18 protein-coding genes are annotated in these 18117 nt (G+C 71.4%); 12 read left to right on the top strand and 6 right to left on the bottom strand.

Annotated features, from left to right (window positions below; translation table 11 throughout):
- The first annotated feature begins 150 nt into the window (after window positions 1–150).
- The 7 genes from AQJ66_RS20040 to AQJ66_RS20015 all read left to right on the top strand — a co-directional run bounded on the left by AQJ66_RS20040 (window position 151) and on the right by AQJ66_RS20015 (window position 6580).
- Entirely contained in the window at window positions 151–1569 is a 1419-nt protein-coding gene (locus AQJ66_RS20040; protein WP_061923856.1) for an amino acid permease, read from the top strand.
- Between the two features lie 131 nt (window positions 1570–1700).
- Window positions 1701–2123: a M67 family metallopeptidase gene (locus AQJ66_RS20035; RefSeq protein ID WP_061923853.1), complete on the top strand. Its 423-nt coding sequence runs from the start codon at window positions 1701–1703 to the stop codon at window positions 2121–2123.
- A 79-nt stretch (window positions 2124–2202) separates the two neighbouring features.
- On the top strand, window positions 2203–2298 hold the full coding sequence (locus AQJ66_RS40860) for a putative leader peptide (protein WP_341849420.1): 96 nt from the start codon (window positions 2203–2205) through the stop codon (window positions 2296–2298).
- Between the two features lie 85 nt (window positions 2299–2383).
- On the top strand, window positions 2384–2662 hold the full coding sequence (locus tag AQJ66_RS20030; RefSeq protein ID WP_061923850.1) for a MoaD/ThiS family protein: 279 nt from the start codon (window positions 2384–2386) through the stop codon (window positions 2660–2662).
- Window positions 2663–2679: 17 nt separating this feature from the next.
- The gene (locus AQJ66_RS20025; RefSeq protein WP_061923847.1) at window positions 2680–3630 is read left to right on the top strand and encodes a PLP-dependent cysteine synthase family protein; all 951 of its coding nucleotides are present in this window, start codon (window positions 2680–2682) and stop codon (window positions 3628–3630) included.
- A gap of 265 nt (window positions 3631–3895) precedes the next feature.
- Entirely contained in the window at window positions 3896–5971 is a 2076-nt protein-coding gene (locus AQJ66_RS20020) for a putative Ig domain-containing protein (RefSeq protein ID WP_061923844.1), read from the top strand.
- Window positions 5972–6097: 126 nt separating this feature from the next.
- The gene (locus AQJ66_RS20015) at window positions 6098–6580 is read left to right on the top strand and encodes a hypothetical protein (protein ID WP_061923841.1); all 483 of its coding nucleotides are present in this window, start codon (window positions 6098–6100) and stop codon (window positions 6578–6580) included.
- 3 nt (window positions 6581–6583) lie between these two features.
- Here the strand turns inward: AQJ66_RS20015 and AQJ66_RS20010 are convergent, their stop codons facing one another.
- Window positions 6584–7048 carry a type II toxin-antitoxin system PemK/MazF family toxin gene (locus AQJ66_RS20010; protein ID WP_061923837.1) on the bottom strand — a complete coding sequence of 155 codons (465 nt, stop codon included), beginning with the start codon at window positions 7046–7048 and terminating at the stop codon, window positions 6584–6586.
- A gap of 239 nt (window positions 7049–7287) precedes the next feature.
- Here AQJ66_RS20010 and AQJ66_RS20005 point away from each other — a divergent pair, with 239 nt between their 5' ends.
- Complete coding sequence (locus AQJ66_RS20005) at window positions 7288–8040, top strand: MBL fold metallo-hydrolase (protein ID WP_061923834.1); 753 nt, start codon at window positions 7288–7290, stop codon at window positions 8038–8040.
- Between the two features lie 96 nt (window positions 8041–8136).
- Here the strand turns inward: AQJ66_RS20005 and AQJ66_RS20000 are convergent, their stop codons facing one another.
- Window positions 8137–9384: a PTS transporter subunit EIIC gene (locus AQJ66_RS20000; RefSeq protein WP_061923831.1), complete on the bottom strand. Its 1248-nt coding sequence runs from the start codon at window positions 9382–9384 to the stop codon at window positions 8137–8139.
- A gap of 224 nt (window positions 9385–9608) precedes the next feature.
- Between AQJ66_RS20000 and AQJ66_RS19995 the strand changes: the two genes are divergently transcribed.
- The 3 genes from AQJ66_RS19995 (at window position 9609) to AQJ66_RS19985 (ending at window position 11193) form a co-directional block, all read left to right on the top strand.
- A complete protein-coding gene (locus AQJ66_RS19995) occupies window positions 9609–9842 on the top strand; it encodes a PTS sugar transporter subunit IIB (protein ID WP_030782705.1) in 234 nt (77 codons plus the stop codon).
- A gap of 78 nt (window positions 9843–9920) precedes the next feature.
- Window positions 9921–10667, top strand: coding sequence for a ribonuclease PH (gene rph, locus AQJ66_RS19990; protein WP_061923829.1), 747 nt, complete (start codon window positions 9921–9923; stop codon window positions 10665–10667).
- A 124-nt stretch (window positions 10668–10791) separates the two neighbouring features.
- On the top strand, window positions 10792–11193 hold the full coding sequence (locus tag AQJ66_RS19985; RefSeq protein WP_061923826.1) for a prefoldin domain-containing protein: 402 nt from the start codon (window positions 10792–10794) through the stop codon (window positions 11191–11193).
- A gap of 24 nt (window positions 11194–11217) precedes the next feature.
- Here AQJ66_RS19985 and AQJ66_RS19980 read toward each other — a convergent pair whose 3' ends face one another.
- The 4 genes from AQJ66_RS19980 to AQJ66_RS19965 form a co-directional block, all read right to left on the bottom strand.
- Window positions 11218–11988 (bottom strand): DUF1707 SHOCT-like domain-containing protein, encoded by a 771-nt coding sequence (locus AQJ66_RS19980; protein ID WP_061923824.1) that lies wholly within the window; start codon window positions 11986–11988, stop codon window positions 11218–11220.
- Window positions 11989–11997: 9 nt separating this feature from the next.
- Entirely contained in the window at window positions 11998–12966 is a 969-nt protein-coding gene (locus AQJ66_RS19975; protein ID WP_244162871.1) for an ABC transporter ATP-binding protein, read from the bottom strand.
- Window positions 12963–13730 (bottom strand): ABC transporter permease, encoded by a 768-nt coding sequence (locus AQJ66_RS19970; RefSeq protein ID WP_079060303.1) that lies wholly within the window; start codon window positions 13728–13730, stop codon window positions 12963–12965. The genes AQJ66_RS19975 and AQJ66_RS19970 overlap by 4 nt, the downstream gene beginning before the upstream one ends.
- 67 nt (window positions 13731–13797) lie before the next feature.
- Window positions 13798–14598 carry an ABC transporter permease gene (locus tag AQJ66_RS19965; protein WP_061923818.1) on the bottom strand — a complete coding sequence of 267 codons (801 nt, stop codon included), beginning with the start codon at window positions 14596–14598 and terminating at the stop codon, window positions 13798–13800.
- Between the two features lie 202 nt (window positions 14599–14800).
- On the opposite strand from AQJ66_RS19965, the gene AQJ66_RS19960 reads away from it, so the two are divergent.
- Window positions 14801–18070 (top strand): transglycosylase domain-containing protein, encoded by a 3270-nt coding sequence (locus AQJ66_RS19960; protein WP_079060292.1) that lies wholly within the window; start codon window positions 14801–14803, stop codon window positions 18068–18070.
- Window positions 18071–18117: the final 47 nt, after the last annotated feature.

The raw sequence follows: 18117 nt of genomic DNA, 5'->3' as shown, positions 1-18117 counted from the left end.
TCCGGCCGGGTGCGCCACCGAGCCGGCGACCGCCGGCCAGGCACGGGCGGGTCCGTGCAAACCCGCCCAGCTCCATCAATCCGGGGGGATCGAAACCCGATCCGAGGCCGACGAAAGGCCCGGGTCGGCATGGAGAAAGGCGCACCACACATGGCCTCTGAGAAGGTCACCGAAGCCCCTGAGGAGGGGTACGAGCGCGGGCTCGGCAGCCGTCAGGTCCAGATGATCGCGATCGGCGGCGCAGTCGGTGTCGGACTGTTCCTGGGAGCCGGCGCGAACATCGCCAAGGCCGGTCCCAGCCTCATCCTGATGTACGCCCTCGCGGGCGTGATCATCTTCTTCATCATGCGGGCCCTGGGCGAGCTGCTGCTCTACCGCCCGGTCTCCGGCTCGTTCGCCGAGTACTCCCGCGAGTTCCTCGGCCCGTTCTTCGGCTACTTCACCGGCTGGACGTACTGGCTGATGTGGGTCGTGACCGGCATGGCCGAGCTGACGGCCGCGGCGATCTACGTCAACTACTGGTTCCCGCACATCCCGCAGTGGGTGACGGCGCTGGTGTTCCTGGTGGTCCTGTTCGTGGCCAACCTGATCTCCGTGAAGCTGTTCGGTGAGATCGAGTTCTGGTTCTCCATGGTGAAGGTCACCGCCCTGATCGGCATGATCGTGATCGGCCTGGGCGTGCTCACCTTCGGCTTCAGCGCCGCCGGCGACACCGCGCACGTGGCGAACCTGTGGCAGTTCGACGGCTTCTTCCCCAAGGGCGTCGGCTCCTCGCTGATGACCCTGCAGGGCGTCATGTTCGCCTACCTCGCCGTGGAACTCGTCGGCGTCACCGCGGGCGAGTCGGAGGACCCCGAGAAGACGCTGCCCAAGGCGATCAACACCCTGCCCTGGCGCATCGCCCTGTTCTACGTCGGTGCCCTCACCGTCATCCTGTGCGTGGTGAAGTGGACCGAGTTCGCGGCGGGCGTCAGCCCGTTCGTGAAGGCGTTCGCGGTCATCGGCATCCCGGCCGGCGCCGGCATCGTCAACTTCGTGGTGCTGACCGCGGCCCTGTCGTCCTGCAACTCGGGCATGTACTCGACCGGCCGCATGCTGCGCACCCTCGCCGACAACGGCGAGGCCCCGCGGGCCTTCGCGAAGCTGTCGTCGACGAAGACCCCGGCGCTCGGCATCACCGTCTCGATGCTGTTCATGGGCATCGGCGTGGTCCTGAACTACGTCGTCCCGGAGAAGGCCTTCGGCTACGTCACCTCCGTCGCCACCGCGGCCGGCATCTGGACCTGGCTGATGATCCTGGTCAGCCACGTCCTGTACCGCCGCGCGGTCGACGCGGGCCGGCTGCCCGCCTCCTCCTTCCCGGCGCCGGGCGGCGCGGTGTGCTCCTACATCGCCATCGCGTTCCTGCTGTTCGTCACCGGTCTGATCGCCTACGACGCCGACTCCCGGGTCTGCCTGTACGTCATGGCCGTCTGGGCCGCCGCGCTCGGCATCGGCTGGCTGGTCCTGAAGACCCGCAACCCGCAGGTCACCCAGCGCCGCGAGCCGGAACTGGAGCGGGTCGGCTGATCCGCCCCGCGGACGCCCGGCCACAGCGGGTTCTCGTGGCACCCGCTGCGGCCGCCGCTCAGGGCGTCCGCCATCCGGGCCGCCCGTACCACACCTCGGTACGGGCGGCCCGTCTGTCTATCCTGGCGGGCATGCTGACCATCACCCAGGCCCTCGTCGACAGAATCGTCGCCCACGCGCGCAAGGACCACCCCGACGAGGCGTGCGGCGTCGTGGCGGGACCGGCGGGCTCGGACCGCCCCGAGCGCTTCGTTCCGATGCTGAACGCGGCCATGTCGCCCACGTTCTACGAGTTCGACTCCGGCGACCTGCTCAAGCTCTACCGCGAGATGGACGACCGCGACGAGGAGCCGGTGGTCGTCTACCACTCCCACACGGCGACCGAGGCGTACCCCTCCCGCACCGACGTCTCCTACGCCAACGAGCCCGGCGCCCACTACGTCCTGGTGTCCACCGCCGACACCGACGGCCTCGGCGACTTCCAGTTCCGCTCCTTCCGCATCGTGGAAGGCGAGGTCACGGAGGAGGAGGTCAAGGTCGTGGAGAGCTACTGATCCCGCCATCCGGTCACCGGGCTTCCAGGATGCGAGATCACATTCCGGGACCCGGACCGGGAATCGATACGATGAGTCCATGGTTCTCTACGACGTGAGCGACAAGGCGCCGAGCGTGCTGCTCGTGGCGCGGCTGCACGTCGACCTGTGCAGGCTGAACAGCGCCATCTGTTGACGTTCCCTGCCGCCGTACGGCCGTGAGCCGCGGCGCGCATCCGTGCGCCCACCGACCAGACACTTCCTGACAGGAGCCCGCAACCATGGCCATCGAGGTCCGCATCCCCACCATCCTCCGCCAGTACACCGACGGCCAGAAGGCGGTGGAAGGCGGCGGGGGCACCCTGGCCGACCTGTTCGCCGACCTCGAGACCCGGTACGCGGGCATCCAGGCCCGCATCGTGGACAACGGCCAGCTGCGCCGCTTCGTCAACGTGTACCTGAACGACGAGGACGTCCGCTTCGTGGACGGCATCGACACCAAGCTGTCCGACGGCGACACCGTGACGATCCTGCCGGCCGTGGCCGGCGGCATGCGCTGATCGGCCGCTGAGCACCCATGCGCTACGACTCCCCGCTGGCCGCGGTGGGCAACACCCCTCTGGTGCGCCTGCCGCGGCTCTCGCCGTCCGCCGACGTCCGCATCTGGGCCAAGCTGGAGGACCGCAACCCGACCGGCTCGGTCAAGGACCGCCCGGCGCTGCACATGATCGAGCAGGCGGAGAAGGACGGCCGCCTGACCCCGGGCTGCACGATCCTGGAGCCGACCTCCGGCAACACCGGCATCTCCCTGGCCATGGCGGCCAAGCTCAAGGGCTACCGCATGGTGTGCGTGATGCCGGAGAACACCTCGCAGGAGCGCCGGGACCTGCTCGGCATGTGGGGCGCGGAGATCGTCTCCTCCCCGGCCGCGGGCGGCTCCAACACCGCCGTGCGCGTCGCCAAGGAGCTGTCCGCCGAGCACCCGGACTGGGTGATGCTCTACCAGTACGGCAACCCGGACAACGCGGGCGCCCACTACGCGACGACCGGCCCGGAGATCCTCGCCGACCTGCCGTCGATCACCCACTTCGTCGCCGGTCTCGGCACCACCGGCACCCTGATGGGCGTCGGCCGCTACCTGCGCGAGCACAAGCCGGACGTGAGGATCGTCGCCGCCGAACCGCGCTACGACGACCTGGTGTACGGCCTGCGCAACCTCGACGAGGGTTTCGTCCCGGAGCTGTACGACGCCTCCGTGCTCACCACACGCTTCTCGGTCGGCTCCGCCGACGCGGTCACCCGCACCCGTGAACTCCTGCAGCAGGAGGGCATCTTCGCGGGCGTCTCCACCGGGGCCGCCCTGCACGCGGCGATCGGTGTCGGGAAGAAGGCCCTCAAGGCCGGCGAGAGCGCCGACATCGTGTTCGTCGTGGCCGACGGCGGCTGGAAGTACCTGTCCACCGGCGTCTACACGGCGGCCACCACGGAAGAGGCCATCGAGACCCTGCACGGTCAGCTCTGGGCCTGACGCCGCCTCAAGCGCGGACCAGCCCCCTCCTATGAGGGGGCCAATCCATTCCTATGGCGGGGCAAAGAATTCCCTCCGGCACTGCCGGTCGGTCCTCGGCCGGGGCTACGGTCCTCCCGCGCCCTGACATGTCCCGCTCACCCCAAGCGGCGTGCCGGGTGCCTGCGAATGTCATGCTCATGACTGCGCGGTCTCGCCGCCGCTACCCGCGTCACGGGCCTGCCAATCCAGTGCGAATCCCCACTTCAACCGGAGGCAGTTCCCCATGCGTGAGTCACGCCCGAGCAGGCGGAGACGCGGTCTGAGAAGACTCGTGTCCGTCGCCTTCCCCGCCCTCGCCCTCACCGTCGCCGGACTCGCCGCCGCGCCCACGGCCGGGGCGCAGGCGGCCGCCGCTCCCGCGCACCACACCTCCAAGGCCGCGCAGAACTCCAAGGCCCTGACCGACCCGAAGCGGCAGACCTTCCACGCCACCGGCAAGGCCGGCCAGAAGGTCCCCACGACCCATCTGTGCGCCACCGCCGAGCCGGGCCACGCGTCCTGCTTCGCCCAGCGCCGCACCGACATCAAGCAGCGGCTCGCCTCGGCGCTCGCCGCCGCGGCGGCCGCCCCCTCCGGCCTCTCGCCGGCCAACCTGCACAGCGCCTACAACCTGCCCAGCACGGGCGGCTCCGGCATGACCGTCGCGATCGTCGACGCCTACAACGACCCCAACGCGGAAGCGGACCTGGGCACCTACCGCTCCACCTACGGCCTGTCCTCCTGCACCAAGGCCAACGGCTGCTTCAAGCAGGTCAGCCAGACCGGCTCCACCACCTCGCTGCCCACCAACGACACCGGCTGGGCCGGCGAGGAGGCGCTCGACCTCGACATGGTCAGCGCCGTCTGCCCGAACTGCAGCATCGTCCTGGTCGAGGCGAACTCCGCGAACGACACCGACCTCGGCATCGCCGAGAACGAGGCCGTCTCCCTCGGCGCCAAGGTCGTCTCCAACAGCTGGGGCGGCTCCGAGTCCTCCACGCAGACCAGCGAGGACACCTCGTACTTCAAGCACCCCGGCGTCGCCATCACCGTCTCCTCCGGTGACTCCGCCTACGGCGCCGAGTACCCGGCGACCTCCCAGTACGTGACCGCCGTCGGCGGCACCGCGCTCACCACCGCCTCCAACTCCCGCGGCTGGAGCGAGTCGGTGTGGCACACCAGCTCCACCGAGGGCACCGGCTCCGGCTGCTCCGCCTACGACCCGAAGCCGAGCTGGCAGACCGACACCGGCTGCTCCAAGCGCATGGAGGCCGACGTCTCCGCCGTCGCCGACCCGGCCACCGGCGTCGCGGTCTACGACACCTACGGCGGCTCCGGCTGGGCGGTCTACGGCGGCACCAGCGCCTCCGCCCCGATCGTCGCCGGCGTCTACGCCCTCGCGGGCACCCCGGGCTCCGCCGACTACCCGGCGAAGTACCCCTACGCCCACACCGGCAACCTGTACGACGTGACCAGCGGCAGCAACGGCTCCTGCTCCACCTCGTACTTCTGCACCGCCGGTACCGGCTACGACGGCCCGACCGGCTGGGGCACCCCGAACGGCACCACCGCCTTCACCGCCGGCACCACCAGCGGCAACACGGTGACCGTCACCAACCCCGGCAGCCAGTCCACCACCACGGGCGGCTCGGCGAGCCTGCAGATCCACGCCACCGACAGCGCCGGCGCGGCCCTGACCTACAGCGCCTCCGGCCTGCCCACCGGCCTGTCCATCAACAGCTCCACCGGCCTGATCTCCGGTACGGCGTCCACCGCCGGCACCTACCAGGTCACCGTCACCGCCAAGGACTCCACCGGCGCCTCCGGCTCGACCTCCTTCGCCTGGACGGTCGGCTCCTCCGGCGGCACCTGCTCCTCGGCGCAGCTGCTGGCCAACCCGGGCTTCGAGTCCGGCAGCACCGGCTGGACCTCCACCAGCGGCGTCATCACCAACGACACCGGTGAGGCGGCCCACAGCGGCTCCTACAAGGCGTGGATGGACGGCTACGGCTCCGCGCACACCGACACGCTCTCCCAGTCGGTGACCATCCCCTCCGGCTGCAAGGCCAGCTACACCTTCTACCTGCACATCGACACCGCCGAGTCCGGCAGCACCGCGTACGACAAGCTGACGGTCACCGCCGGTTCGACCACCCTGGCGACGTACTCGAACGCCAACGCCGCCTCCGGGTACGCGCAGAAGACCTTCGACCTGTCCTCGTTCGCCGGTCAGACGGTCACCCTGAAGTTCAGCGGGGTGGAGGACTCCTCCCTGCAGACCAGCTTCGTCGTGGACGACACCGCCCTGACGACCAGCTGACCCGTACGGCCCCGATCCCGCCCCCGGACGGCCGTCCGGGGGCGGGATCCGTCCGCCGTGGTGGTACGTCACATCTGCACCAGGCGGCCGGCCGGACCCGGACGGCCACGGCAGAAAGGCGGACCCATGCGCCGTACGACACCCCTCGCGATCACGGCGGCAGCGCTGCTCCTGGCCGCGTGCGGCTCCCAGAGCGACGGCACCGGCGGCCGGGGCGGCAACGACAAGGTGTCCCCGTCGTCGTCCCCGTCCTCCGCGGCGTCCCCGGCCGCCTCGCCCGGCGGCACGGGGTGCGTCACCCATCTGGAGCTGACGGCGGCCGACACCGGCCGCACCGTCTGCCTCACCAAGGGCGGCGAGCTGCGGCTCACCCTCGACGGCACCCGGGCCCGCCCCTGGAAGCCGGTCGACGCGAGCGGGCCCGCCCTGAAGGGGATCAACGCCGGCTTCGTCATCCAGCCCGGCGACGCCACGGCGGCCTACCAGGCGGTGACGTCCGGAACCACCGAGCTGACGTCCTCGCGCCCCCTGTGCGCCACACCCACCGCCCCCGGCCAGGTCTCCTGCAAGGGCCTCCAGGAGTGGACGGTCACCGTGCGGGTGCGCTGACGGCTAACCGGCCAGGTGGCGCACCTGGTCCCACAGGACCGGGTCGACCACGCCCACCCGGCGCCGGAACTCCCACACCGGCACCTCGCGCAGCTCGTCCGTGCGCAGGAAGCTCGGCCGGCCGTGCGCGTCGCCGACCGAGCCGGGCGGCAGCGGGATCACGCCGGCGCGCTGGTCGTGGTACCTGCTGGTGATCTTCGCGACGGTGGCCCGGTCGCCGCGGACGGCCAGCACCAGACAGGGCCGGTCCTTGGCGTCCGGCCGGTCCTCGTAGGGCACGTTCGCCCACCAGATGTCCCCAGGGCGCGGACGCGAGTCCGGGTCCGCGCCGCGCCGCGCGCCGGGCCGCCCGGGGGGCCTGAGCCGGCGGCCGCCGGGCCGGTGGCCCCGGCCCCAGCCGTCGACGAGCGTGGCGACGAGTGCGAGCAGTACCACCGCCGCGAGCGCCAGCCACCAGGACGTGTCCATGGGCACGACGTTACCGGCGTGCGCCGCGCGCCGCGCGCCCTCTCGCAATCCTTGTGCGCCCTTGGTCCAGCCGAACCGGTGACAGCACAGGTGAGTTCGCCCACAACGGCCCCTGGCGGAGGAGCGACCGGCCCTTTTGCGCCTTACGCTCGACGGACCGCACGACCTCTGCCAGCCCGCTTTCCCGACCCCTCACATCCGCGCCCACCAGGCTTTCCGCCAACGGAGGTTTCTGCTTCATGAAGCTCACCGTCGTCGGCTGCTCGGGGTCGTTCCCGTCCGCGGAATCGGCCTGTTCGAGCTACCTCGTCGAGGCCGACGGCTTCCGGCTGCTTCTCGACATGGGCAACGGCGCCCTCGGCGAGCTGCAGCGCCACTGCGGTCTCTACGACCTCGACGCGATCTTCCTGAGCCATCTGCACGCCGACCACTGCATCGACATGCTCGGGTACTTCGTCGCGCGCTACTACCGCCACGACGGCGGCCGCTGCGCGCCGATCCCGGTCTACGGCCCCGAGGGCACCGAGCACCGCCTGACCACGGCCTACGCCGACACCCCCTCCGCCTCCTCCATGAGCGAGGTCTTCGACTTCCACACGGTCAAGCCGTCCACCTTCGAGATCGGCCCCTTCACGGTGCACACCGAGCGGGTCCGCCATCCCGTCGAGGCGTACGGCATCCGCATCGAGCACGGCGGGAAGTCCCTCACCTACTCCGGCGACACGGGGGTCACCGACGCGCTGGACACGCTGGCCCGGGACACCGACCTGTTCCTGTGCGAGGCGGCGTTCACGCACGGCAAGGAGGACATCCCCGACCTCCACCTCAACGGCCGCGAGGCGGGGGAGACGGCGGCACGCGCGGGCGCCCGCCGCCTGGTGCTCACGCACATCCCCCCGTGGACCGACCCGCAGGTCAACCTCCGCGACGCCCGTGCGGTCTTCCCCGCCCCGGTGGACCTGGCGGCACCGGGGCGGACGTACGAGATCTGACCCCTCGGGACGCCCCCTCGGACGCCTCTCGGACTGCGCGAAGGCCCCGGGACCTCTTCGGTCCCGGGGCCTTCGCGCACGCGGTACGACCGCTCCTCACGCCTTGGTGAGGTCCTCGACCTCCTCCTCGGGCTCACGGCCCGGGGTGGGGAGGTCGAACTTGATGATGGCGAAGCGGAAGACGGCGTAGTAGACCGCGCCGAAGACCAGGCCGATGGGGATGATCAGCCAGGGCTTGGTGGCGAGGCTCCAGTTGAGCGCGTAGTCGATGACACCCGCGGAGAAGGTGAAGCCCGCGTGGACGCCGAGGGCCCAGGTGATCGCCATGGACAGGGCGGTCAGCACCGCGTGGATCGCGTACAGCACCGGCGCGATGAACATGAACGAGAACTCGATCGGCTCGGTCACGCCGGTCACGAAGGAGGTCAGCGCGAGCGAGATCATCATGCCCATCACGGCCTTGCGGCGCTCGGGGCGGGCGCAGTGCGCGATGGCGATCGCGGCGGCCGGCAGACCGAACATCATGATCGGGAAGAAGCCCGACATGAACTGGCCGGCCGTCGGGTCGCCGGCGAAGAAGCGGTTGAGGTCGCCGTGGACGACGTCGCCGGCCGCGTTCTTGAAGTCGCCGAGCTGGAACCACGAGACCGTGTTGACGAACTGGTGCATGCCGACCGGGATCAGCGCACGGTTGATCAGGCCGAACAGACCGGCGCCGACGGCGCCCAGACCGGTCATCCACTTGCCGAAGTCGGAGATGACGTGGCCGATCGGCTCCCAGACGAGGCCGAAGAAGACGCCCATCAGGGTGCCGACGAACGCCATGATGATCGGCACCAGGCGGCGCCCGTTGAAGAAGCCGAGCCAGTCCACCAGCTTGGTGCGGTGGTACCGCTGCCAGATCACGGCACCGAGCAGACCCATCACGATGCCGCCGAGGACGCCGGGGTTGTTGTAGGTCGCGGCTATGTCCGCGCCCTTCTGGATCTTGGCCTCGGTGACGGGGAACGCCTTCAGGACGTTGCTGTAGACCAGGAAGCCCACCAGGGCGGCGAGCGCGGTGGAGCCGTCCGACTTCTTGGCGAAGCCGATCGCGACACCGACGCAGAACAGCAGCGGCAGGTTGTCGAAGATCGCGCCACCGGCCGTGGCGAACACTGCAGTAACCTTGTCGGGAAGATGCAGCTTGTCGTGGATGTCCTGCTGGCCGAACCGGAGCAGAAGGCCCGCCGCCGGCAGGACGGCGATGGGGAGCTGCAGGCTGCGGCCGACCTTCTGCAGGCCCTGGAACAGACCGGATCCCCGCTTCTTCGCGGGGGCCGCCGTTTCGGTGGCGGTGCTCATACGTCCTCCGTCGGGTGGTGGTCTACACCACTCAGTGGTGTAGACCTGTTGTAGCACGATGAAGGTGGCATAAGGAACCCGCGATTCCTGCGACGAAACGGCTACTTCTCGTGTCGGCCGGAGCGGGTTTGGCGCCCGTGTTCACGGTGGTGTAGACCGGTCGCCACACCGCTTCCGCGACCGCACGTCCGGAGCAGGGATTCCAGGGACCAGGGAGACACGACATGGCCAGCAAGGCTGAGAAGATCGTCGCCGGCCTCGGCGGCATCGACAACATCGAGGAGATCGAGGGCTGCATCACCCGGCTGCGCACCGAGGTGTCCGACCCCTCGCTGGTCGACGAGGCCGCCCTGAAGGCCGCCGGCGCCCACGGCGTCGTCAAGATGGGCACCGCCATCCAGGTCGTCATCGGCACCGACGCCGACCCGATCGCCGCGGAGATCGAAGACATGATGTGAACCGCCCCGGTTCACCCCTGAGGGGCTCTTCCCGACGCGGGGAGGGCCCCTTCCGCCGGTACGGCTAGGCTCAGCGGCATGTCTCGCATCGACGGCCGTACCCCCGAACAGCTCCGCCCGGTCACCATCGAACGCGGCTGGAGCAAGCACGCCGAGGGCTCCGTCCTCGTCTCCTTCGGCGACACCAAGGTGTTCTGCACCGCCACCGTCACCGAAGGCGTCCCGCGCTGGCGCAAGGGCAGCGGCGAGGGCTGGGTCACCGCGGAGTACGCCATGCTCCCCCGCTCCACCAACACCCGCGGCGACCGCGAGTCCGTCCGGGGCAGGATCGGCGGACGCACCCACGAGATCTCCCGCCTCATCGGCCGCTCCCTGCGCGCCGTCATCGACTACAAGGCGCTCGGCGAGAACACCGTCGTCCTCGACTGCGACGTCCTCCAGGCCGACGGCGGCACCCGCACGGCGGCCATCACCGGCGCCTACGTGGCACTGGCCGACGCCGTCTCCTGGGCCCAGGGCAAGAAGCTGATCAAGGCCGGCCGGCAGCCGCTGACCGGCACCGTCTCCGCCGTCTCCGTCGGCATCGTCGGCGGCGTCCCCCTCCTCGACCTCTGCTACGAGGAGGACGTGCGCGCCGAGACCGACATGAACGTCGTCTGCACCGGCGACGGCCGCTTCGTCGAGGTCCAGGGCACCGCCGAGGCCGAGCCCTTCGCCCGCGACGAGCTCGACGCCCTGCTGGACCTCGCCGTCACCGGCTGCACCGAACTGGCCGCGCTCCAGCAGGCCGCCCTCGCGAGCACCCTCGCGCCCCAGGGGAAGTAAAGCGCAGGCCAAAAAACCCGGTGTCCGGGGGCAACCCCGGCACCCTCCCCGGCGTCATCACGGGTACGGGCGCGCGGCCCACCACCGCGCGCCCGGCCAGCCGTACCAGGGGAGGGAACCCACCATGGCCGCCAGCCGACGCCGAGCCCGGCTCACCGCCGTCGCCGCCGCCGTAGCGACCGCCGCACTCACCGCCGGCCTCACCACAGGGTGCGACGCCGTCGGCAAGGCCATGGACTGCGTGCAGACCGCCGACTCCATCGCCGACAGCGTCACCGACCTCCAGCAGGCCGTCGAGAACGCCGCGAACGACCCCACCCAGGCCGACGCCTCCCTCGACGCCATCCAGAAGAACCTCGACAGGATCGGCGACAAGACCGACGACGCCGACGTCAACAAGGCCGTCGACGACCTGAACAAGGCCGTCGCGAACGTCCGCACGTCCCTGAAGAACGGCGACAACACCCCCGACGTCAGCCCCGTCACGGACGCGGCCGGCGAACTGACCAAGGTCTGCACCTCGTAAGCCGCGCCCCGCCCGCGGCAGCGCTCAGCGCCGGCGCCGCTCGCGCTCCCGGTCCCGCGCCCGGTCCCGCTCCAGCTCCCGGTCCGCACGGCGGGCCCGGTGCAGCTCGTGGCGGGCCTCCCGGCGCTCCAGCCGGTCCTGGCGGCGCTGCTCCCTCAGGCGCTGCCGCTCCGCACGGGTCACCCGGCGCTCCACGCCCACCCCGCCCCAGAAGGCGAAGCCGCTGATCACGACCCGGGGCGCGCCCGGCTCGGGCGGCCCGTCGTCCCGGGGGTGCTCGAACCCGCCCATGACGCCGATGCCCCGGACGACGACCTCGACCCCCGCAGGCACGAGGACCTGCACCCCGCCCATGACGGCCACGCAAGTGATCTCGACCTCGCCGTCCGCGAAGTTCGCCTCCCGCAGGTCGATCTCGCCGCCGCCCAGCAACGCCAGGCAGGTGAACCGCTTCGGCACCGTCCAGCGGCCCTTGCGCTCGAACCCCGACAGGATCGCGATCGCGCCCGTCGAGGACCCCTCGCCCCCGACGATCCGCGCCGCCCAACCCCCGCCGCCCACCGGTTCCTTGGCGAACGAGACCCGGGCGGGCGGCGCCACGGCACCGCCCGCGGGCAGATCCCGGGTGATCGGCGCCAGCTCCCCGTACGTGCGCGCCCGGTACGTCGCGTCCAGCCGCTCCTCGAACTCCGCCATGTCGAGCCGGCCCTCGGCGACGGCCTCCCGCAGGACCTCGGCGACCCGCTCACGGTCGGCGTCGGACGCCCGGAGGTCCGGACTTGCGTCGTCGGTCATGACAGCAGCCTACGAGACCGCCTTCTCCGCGTACATCTTCGCGATGACCGCCTCGATGTCCGGCTCCCGCACCGACAGGTCCACCAGCGGATACTCCGCCGCCAGCTGCGCCACGACCGGCGCCGCCGACTGCCCCGCCGGGAACGCCAGCCACTGCCGCGGCCCCTCGACCCGCACCACCCGCGCCGACGCCACCCGGACCGGCGGCAACTCCCGCTCCAGGTCCACCACCAGCATCCGCTCGCTCTCCCCGGCCTCGTGCAGCCCCGCGAGCGGACCGTCGTACACCAGCCGCCCGTGGTCGATCACCATCACCCGCGAACACAACTGCTCGATGTCCTGCAGGTCATGGGTGGTCAGCAGCACCGTCGTCCCGCGCTCGGCGTTCAACTCCCGCAGGAAGCCCCGCACCTTCGCCTTCGACACCACGTCCAGGCCGATCGTCGGCTCGTCCAGGTACAGCACCTCCGGATCGTGCAGCAGCGCCGCCGCGATGTCCCCCCGCATCCGCTGCCCCAGCGACAGCTGCCGCACCGGCACGTCCAACAGGCTTTCGAGCTGCAGCAGTTCCACACACCGGTCGAGGTTCTCCCGGTAACGGGCGTCCGGGATCCGGTAGATGCGGTGCGCCAGCCGGTACGAGTCGATCAGCGGCAGGTCCCACCACAGCGTCGTCCGCTGCCCGAACACCACCCCTATCCGGTGCGCCAGCCGCGTCCGCTCCCGCGACGGGTCGATCCCCGCCACCCGCAGCCGGCCGGCGCTGGGCATCAGGATCCCCGTCAGCATCTTGACCGTCGTCGACTTCCCCGCGCCGTTCGGCCCGATGTACCCCACCATCTCGCCGCGCGCCACGGTGAACGACAGCGAGTCCACCGCCCGCACCTGCCGCCGCTCCCGCTTCATGAACCCGGTCCGCCTGCGGACGTCGAAGACCTTCTCGACCCGGTCCACCTCGATGAACGCGTCCACCCTCAACTCCCTGTACTCCGATACGACCGCAGCCCCGCCCGCCACGCCAGCCCCGCCGCCAGGCAGCACACCGCCGCCACCACCGGCGGCGCGAACGCCGCCCACCGCGGCACACCGTCCAGCGGATACGGCCGCCCCAGCACATAGGCCGCCGGCACCCAGTTGACGAACGCCACCGGGAATATGAACGTCACCCCGCGCACCAGCTCCCGGCCGAACACCGTCGGCGGATACTGCAGCAGCGTCTGGCCGCCGTACGTGAACGCGTTCTGCACCTCGCTCGCGTCCTGCGCCACGAACTGGAACGCCGCCCCCGCCACGAACACCGCCGAGAAGATCACCCCGCCGCAGAGCACCATCCCCGGCACCATCAGCACCTTCACCGGCGTCCAGCCGATGTCCGACGCCACCAGCGCGTAACCGAGCACCAGCGACCCCTGCATGATCCGGCTGATCCGGCGCAGCGCGAACCGGTCGGCGGCCACCTGCGCCAGCACCGGCGCCGGCCGCACCAGCAGGGTGTCCAGCGTGCCGTCCCGCACCCGCGTGCCCAGCCGGCCCGCCGAGCCGATCGCCAGGTCGGCGAGCCCGAAGGAGGTCGCCGACAACCCGTACAGGAACGCCACCTCCGGCAGCGAGTAACCGCCCAGCACGTCCACCCGCGAGAACATCAGCAGGATCGCCACGAAGTCCAGGCCCGTCACCAGCAGGCCACCGAGCACGGTCAGCGCGAACGACACCCGGTACGTCAGCGTCGAGCGGATCCACATCGCCGCGATCAGCCGGTAGGCACGCCACCCCTCGGCCAGCGGACGGCTCCCCGCCACCGCGTCACGCTCACCCACCCTGCACCACCACCCGCCGCGCCGCCGCCAGCTGCACCAGCCGCCCGGCCGCCAGCAGCACCACCGCCCACGCCGCCTGGAAGACGAACGCCGGCACCGGGTCCGCCTTCCCCATCAGCACGTCCGCCGGCACCTGGAGCTGCGCCGCCCACGGCAGCGCCCGCACCACCTCGCCGAGCGCCCCCGGGAAGGCGTTCAGCGGCAGCGCCATCCCCGAGCAAAATATCCCGGTGACCATCAGGGCCTGCAGCGCCCCCGTGCCGTCCATCAGCCAGAACCCGCTCAGCGCCACCAGGTAGCGGATCCCGAAGCTGACGACCATCGCGAGCACCACGGCCACCGCGAACGCCAGCCACCGTCCCACGTCCCCGGGGACCGCCGTCGGGAACACCAGCGCGCCGAAGACGAACGGCACCACCCCGCGCCCTAGCAGCTGGAACAGCGCCCGGCCCAGGTCGCTCGCCAGCCACCACGCCTGGAGGTCGACCGGCCGGTACAGGTCGATCGCGACCTCACCCGTACGGATGCGTTCCATGAACTCGATCTCGAAACCGCCCCCCTGGATCGCCAGCGTCGCGTACAGCGCCTGGCCCAGCCACACGAAGGTGACCGCCTGCGCCTGGTCATAGCCTCCGAGGTGCGGCTTCTCGTCCCACAGCGCCAGGTACGTGTACACGAGGATCAGGCCGAAGACCGTGTTCGTGAACACCCCTGCCGCAGTGGCCGCCCGATACGTCGCGTACCGTCTGAATCCCCCCGCCGCGACGGCCCCGTACAACCGTCCCGCGCCCACGTCAGTCCACCTCCCGGGACAGCCCGACACCGAAGCGCAGGAGCCTAGTACGAGGTCCGGCCGCCGGCCACGCGTTTTCCGTGCCGGAACCGTGTCCGGAAAGCGGGAACGGAACGCCAGGTGCGGGAGTCTTCACCTGGGGGGCAGAAGGCGTACGAGGCGTACGGGAACGTACGACGCGAAACAGGAGTCCGTGCACGACATGAGCGACGAGCCGCAGCCGCAGCAGCCGAACAGGGGCGGGTCACCGGACACACCTCCGCCGGCCGTCGGCCCCGAGGCCCGGGGGGCCGACCGGGAGGGCGGCGAGCAGACGCCCCCGGAAACCCCCGCCGGCGATTCCGCCGGCACCGGTGACCGCGCCGACCGCGACGGCGCCGGCGAGCGGCCGGATGCGGGCGCGGAGCACGCGGCCCGGGCGCGCCGGGCCGCTCAGGCGAGCCGGGCCGGCCGCACCGGCACGGACGGCCGGGGCATCGCCGCGGAGCCGGGGGCGGAGCGGCCGGGGAAGCCGGAGGCGCGGAAGTCCCCCGAGCCGCAGAGGTCGCCGGAGTCGCGGAAGCAGGAGTCGCGGGAGTCGTCGCGGGAGTCCGGCGGCCGGACCCCGTCCGTGCCGTCCCAGCAGGCGCGGAAGCCGCAGGGCGATCGGCAGGCCTCCGTACCGTCGCAGTCGTCGCCCGGATCCCCGAAGACCGAGCAGTCCAAGCAGGCCGAGCAGTCCAAGCAGGCCAAAGAGTCCGGGCAGGCCAAGGAGGCCGGGCAGGCCAAGGAGTCCGGCGCGGCCGAAAGCACCCAGGTGCTCCGGCGCGTCAAGGCGGCCCCCGAGGCTCCCGAAGCCCGCCAGGCCCCCGAGACCACGCAGGTCCTCCGCCGGGTCAACGCGCCTCGGCAGGCCGGGCCGGCCGGCTCGCCCCGGCAGGGCAGGACCGGCGGCACCCCGAAGGCGGCCACCGCCTTCACCACGGGCACCGCGGGCGCGGCGGGCACCACGGGCGCGGCGGGCGGCACGGCCAAGACGGCCGCCCTCGGCGCGGCAGGCGCCTCCGCGGCCTCCGCCGCGTCCGCCGCCACTCCGGCGGCCACCGCCCGGACCGCCACCCTCGACGCCGACCCCGCGCCCGCCCCCTCGGCCGACGCCTCCGCCGGCAACGGCGACGGCGACGGCAAGAAGGCCAAGCGCAAGCGCACCGGCTGGCGGCGGCTGTTCCCCACCTGGCGCATGGTGCTCAGCACCCTCGTCATCGGCGTCATGCTGATCATCGGCCTGTTCTTCCTCGGCTACTCCCTCGTGAAGATCCCGTCAGCGAACGCCCTCGCCACCAAACAGGGCAACGTCTTCCTCTACGCCGACGGCTCCCAGCTCGCCCGCGAAGGAAAGATCAACCGCGAGAGCGTCGGCCTCGCCCAGATCTCCAAGGACGCCCAGCACGCCGTCCTGGCGGCCGAGGACCGCGACTTCTACACCGAGTCCGCCGTCGACCCCAAGGCCATGATCCGCGCCGCCTGGAACACGGCCACCGGCAAGGGCAAGCAGTCGGGCTCCACCATCACCCAGCAGTACGTGAAGAACTACTACCTGGCCCAGGAACAGACGGTCACCCGCAAGGCCAAGGAGTTCTTCATCGCCATCAAGCTGGACCGCAACAAGACCAAGGACCAGATCCTCGAGGGCTACCTCAACACCAGCTACTTCGGCCGCAACGCCTACGGCATCCAGGCCGCCGCCCAGGCCTACTACGGCGAGGACGCCGGCACTCTCGACCCGGCCCGCGCCGCCTACCTCGCCGCCCTCGTCAACGCCCCCAGCGAGTACGACGTCGTGGCCCACCCCGAGAACAAGGCGGCCGCCGTCGCCCGCTGGAACTACGTCCTGGACGGCATGGTCACCAAGGGCTGGCTCAGCAAGTCCGAGCGCACCGGCATGAAGTTCCCCATGCCCAAGCAGCAGATCCTCTCCACCGGCCTGTCCGGCCAACGCGGCTACCTCGTCGACGCGGTCAAGGACTACATCCTCGAACACGGCATCCTCACCAAGGACCAGCTCGAGCGCGGCGGCTACCGCGTCACCACGACCTTCCAGAAGGCCAAGCAGGACGCCTTCGTCAAGGCCGTGAACGACCAGCTGATGTCCAAGCTCGACAAGAAGAACCGCCCGGCCGACCGCTACGTGCGCGCCGGCGGCGCCTCCGTCGACCCGAAGACCGGCAAGGTCGTCGCCATGTACGGCGGCATCGACTACGTGAAGCAGTACACCAACGGCGCCACCCGCGGGGACTTCCAGGACGGCTCCACGTTCAAGCCGTTCGTCTTCACCTCCGCCGTCCAGAACGGCTCCACCACCCAGGACGGCCGCCGCATCACCCCGAACACGATCTACGACGGCACCAGCAGGCGCCCCGTCCAGGGCTGGCCCGGCGGCGCCTACGCGCCCTCCAACGAGGACGAGAAGTCGTACGGCGACATCACCGTCCGCAAGGCCACCGACCTGTCGGTCAACGCCGTCTACGCACAGATGGCCGTCGACGTCGGCCCCGCCAAGGTCAAGCAGACCGCCGTCGCCCTCGGCATCCCCGAGAACACCCCGGACCTCAAGCCGTACCCGTCCATCGCCCTCGGCACCGCCACCGCCAGCGTCCTGGACATGGCGGAGGGCTACGCCACGCTCGCCAACCACGGCAGGCACGGCACCTACACGATGATCGAGAAGATCACCAAGGACGGCACCGAACAGGTCAGGCTCCCCGACCAGCACGTCCACCAGGCCGTCACCCGCGAGGCCGCCGACACCACCACCTCCGTGCTGCGGAGCGTGGTCGACAGCGGCACCGCCACCGCGGCCCAGGCCGCCGGCCGCCCCGCCGCCGGCAAGACCGGCACCGCCGAGGAGGACACCGCCGCCTGGTTCGCCGGCTACACCCCCGACCTCGCCACCGTCGTCTCCGTCATGGGCCAGGACCCGGTCACGGCCAAGCACATGCCGCTGTACAACGCCCTCGGCCAGCCCCGCATGAACGGCGGTGGCCCGCCCACCCAGATCTGGGCCCAGTACACGCGCGACGCCCTCCAGGGCAAGCCGGCCGCCGACTTCGACCTCGAACTCCAGCAGGGCGCCGACCAGGTCCAGGAGCCCCCCTCCACCAGCCCCTCCGACCAGCCCGGCACCACCGGCCAGGCCAACGGCGGCACCACCGACGCCGGCCAGACCACCGGCGGCACCCCCACCACCGGCACCACGCCCACCACGGGCACCACCCCCACCACGGGCACCACCGGCGGGGGCACGACCACCAACGGCGGCGGCACGACCACCGGCGGCGGCACCACCGGAGGCACCACCGACGGGGGAGGCACCACCACCGGCGGCACCACCGGAGGCAGCCCCGGCGGACCCACCACCACCGGCGGCGGAACCGACGGCGGCAACACCACCGGCACCGACACGGGCGCGGGCGGCACGGGGGGCCTGCCGTAGCGGAACAACACGCCGAAGGGGCTGGTGACCAGGTCACCAGCCCCTTC

Source organism: Streptomyces bungoensis (assembly GCF_001514215.1).
GTDB lineage: Bacteria > Actinomycetota > Actinomycetes > Streptomycetales > Streptomycetaceae > Streptomyces > Streptomyces bungoensis.
Note: the sequence above shows the minus strand (reverse complement) of the source record. Positions and strands in the feature narration are given on the sequence as shown.

Coding starts and splice junctions, on each gene's coding strand:
- AQJ66_RS20025 (WP_061923847.1), top strand. CDS start 2,680: ATGCGCTACGACTCCCCGCTGGCCGCGGTGGGCAACACCCCTCTGGTG.
- AQJ66_RS20005 (WP_061923834.1), top strand. CDS start 7,288: ATGAAGCTCACCGTCGTCGGCTGCTCGGGGTCGTTCCCGTCCGCGGAA.
- AQJ66_RS19960 (WP_079060292.1), top strand. CDS start 14,801: ATGAGCGACGAGCCGCAGCCGCAGCAGCCGAACAGGGGCGGGTCACCG.
- AQJ66_RS19995 (WP_030782705.1), top strand. CDS start 9,609: ATGGCCAGCAAGGCTGAGAAGATCGTCGCCGGCCTCGGCGGCATCGAC.
- AQJ66_RS20035 (WP_061923853.1), top strand. CDS start 1,701: ATGCTGACCATCACCCAGGCCCTCGTCGACAGAATCGTCGCCCACGCG.
- AQJ66_RS20030 (WP_061923850.1), top strand. CDS start 2,384: ATGGCCATCGAGGTCCGCATCCCCACCATCCTCCGCCAGTACACCGAC.
- rph (WP_061923829.1), top strand. CDS start 9,921: ATGTCTCGCATCGACGGCCGTACCCCCGAACAGCTCCGCCCGGTCACC.
- AQJ66_RS40860 (WP_341849420.1), top strand. CDS start 2,203: ATGGTTCTCTACGACGTGAGCGACAAGGCGCCGAGCGTGCTGCTCGTG.
- AQJ66_RS19970 (WP_079060303.1), bottom strand. CDS start 13,730: ATGTGGATCCGCTCGACGCTGACGTACCGGGTGTCGTTCGCGCTGACC.
- AQJ66_RS20000 (WP_061923831.1), bottom strand. CDS start 9,384: ATGAGCACCGCCACCGAAACGGCGGCCCCCGCGAAGAAGCGGGGATCC.
- AQJ66_RS20010 (WP_061923837.1), bottom strand. CDS start 7,048: ATGGACACGTCCTGGTGGCTGGCGCTCGCGGCGGTGGTACTGCTCGCA.
- AQJ66_RS20040 (WP_061923856.1), top strand. CDS start 151: ATGGCCTCTGAGAAGGTCACCGAAGCCCCTGAGGAGGGGTACGAGCGC.
- AQJ66_RS19985 (WP_061923826.1), top strand. CDS start 10,792: ATGGCCGCCAGCCGACGCCGAGCCCGGCTCACCGCCGTCGCCGCCGCC.
- AQJ66_RS20015 (WP_061923841.1), top strand. CDS start 6,098: ATGCGCCGTACGACACCCCTCGCGATCACGGCGGCAGCGCTGCTCCTG.
- AQJ66_RS20020 (WP_061923844.1), top strand. CDS start 3,896: ATGCGTGAGTCACGCCCGAGCAGGCGGAGACGCGGTCTGAGAAGACTC.
- AQJ66_RS19980 (WP_061923824.1), bottom strand. CDS start 11,988: ATGACCGACGACGCAAGTCCGGACCTCCGGGCGTCCGACGCCGACCGT.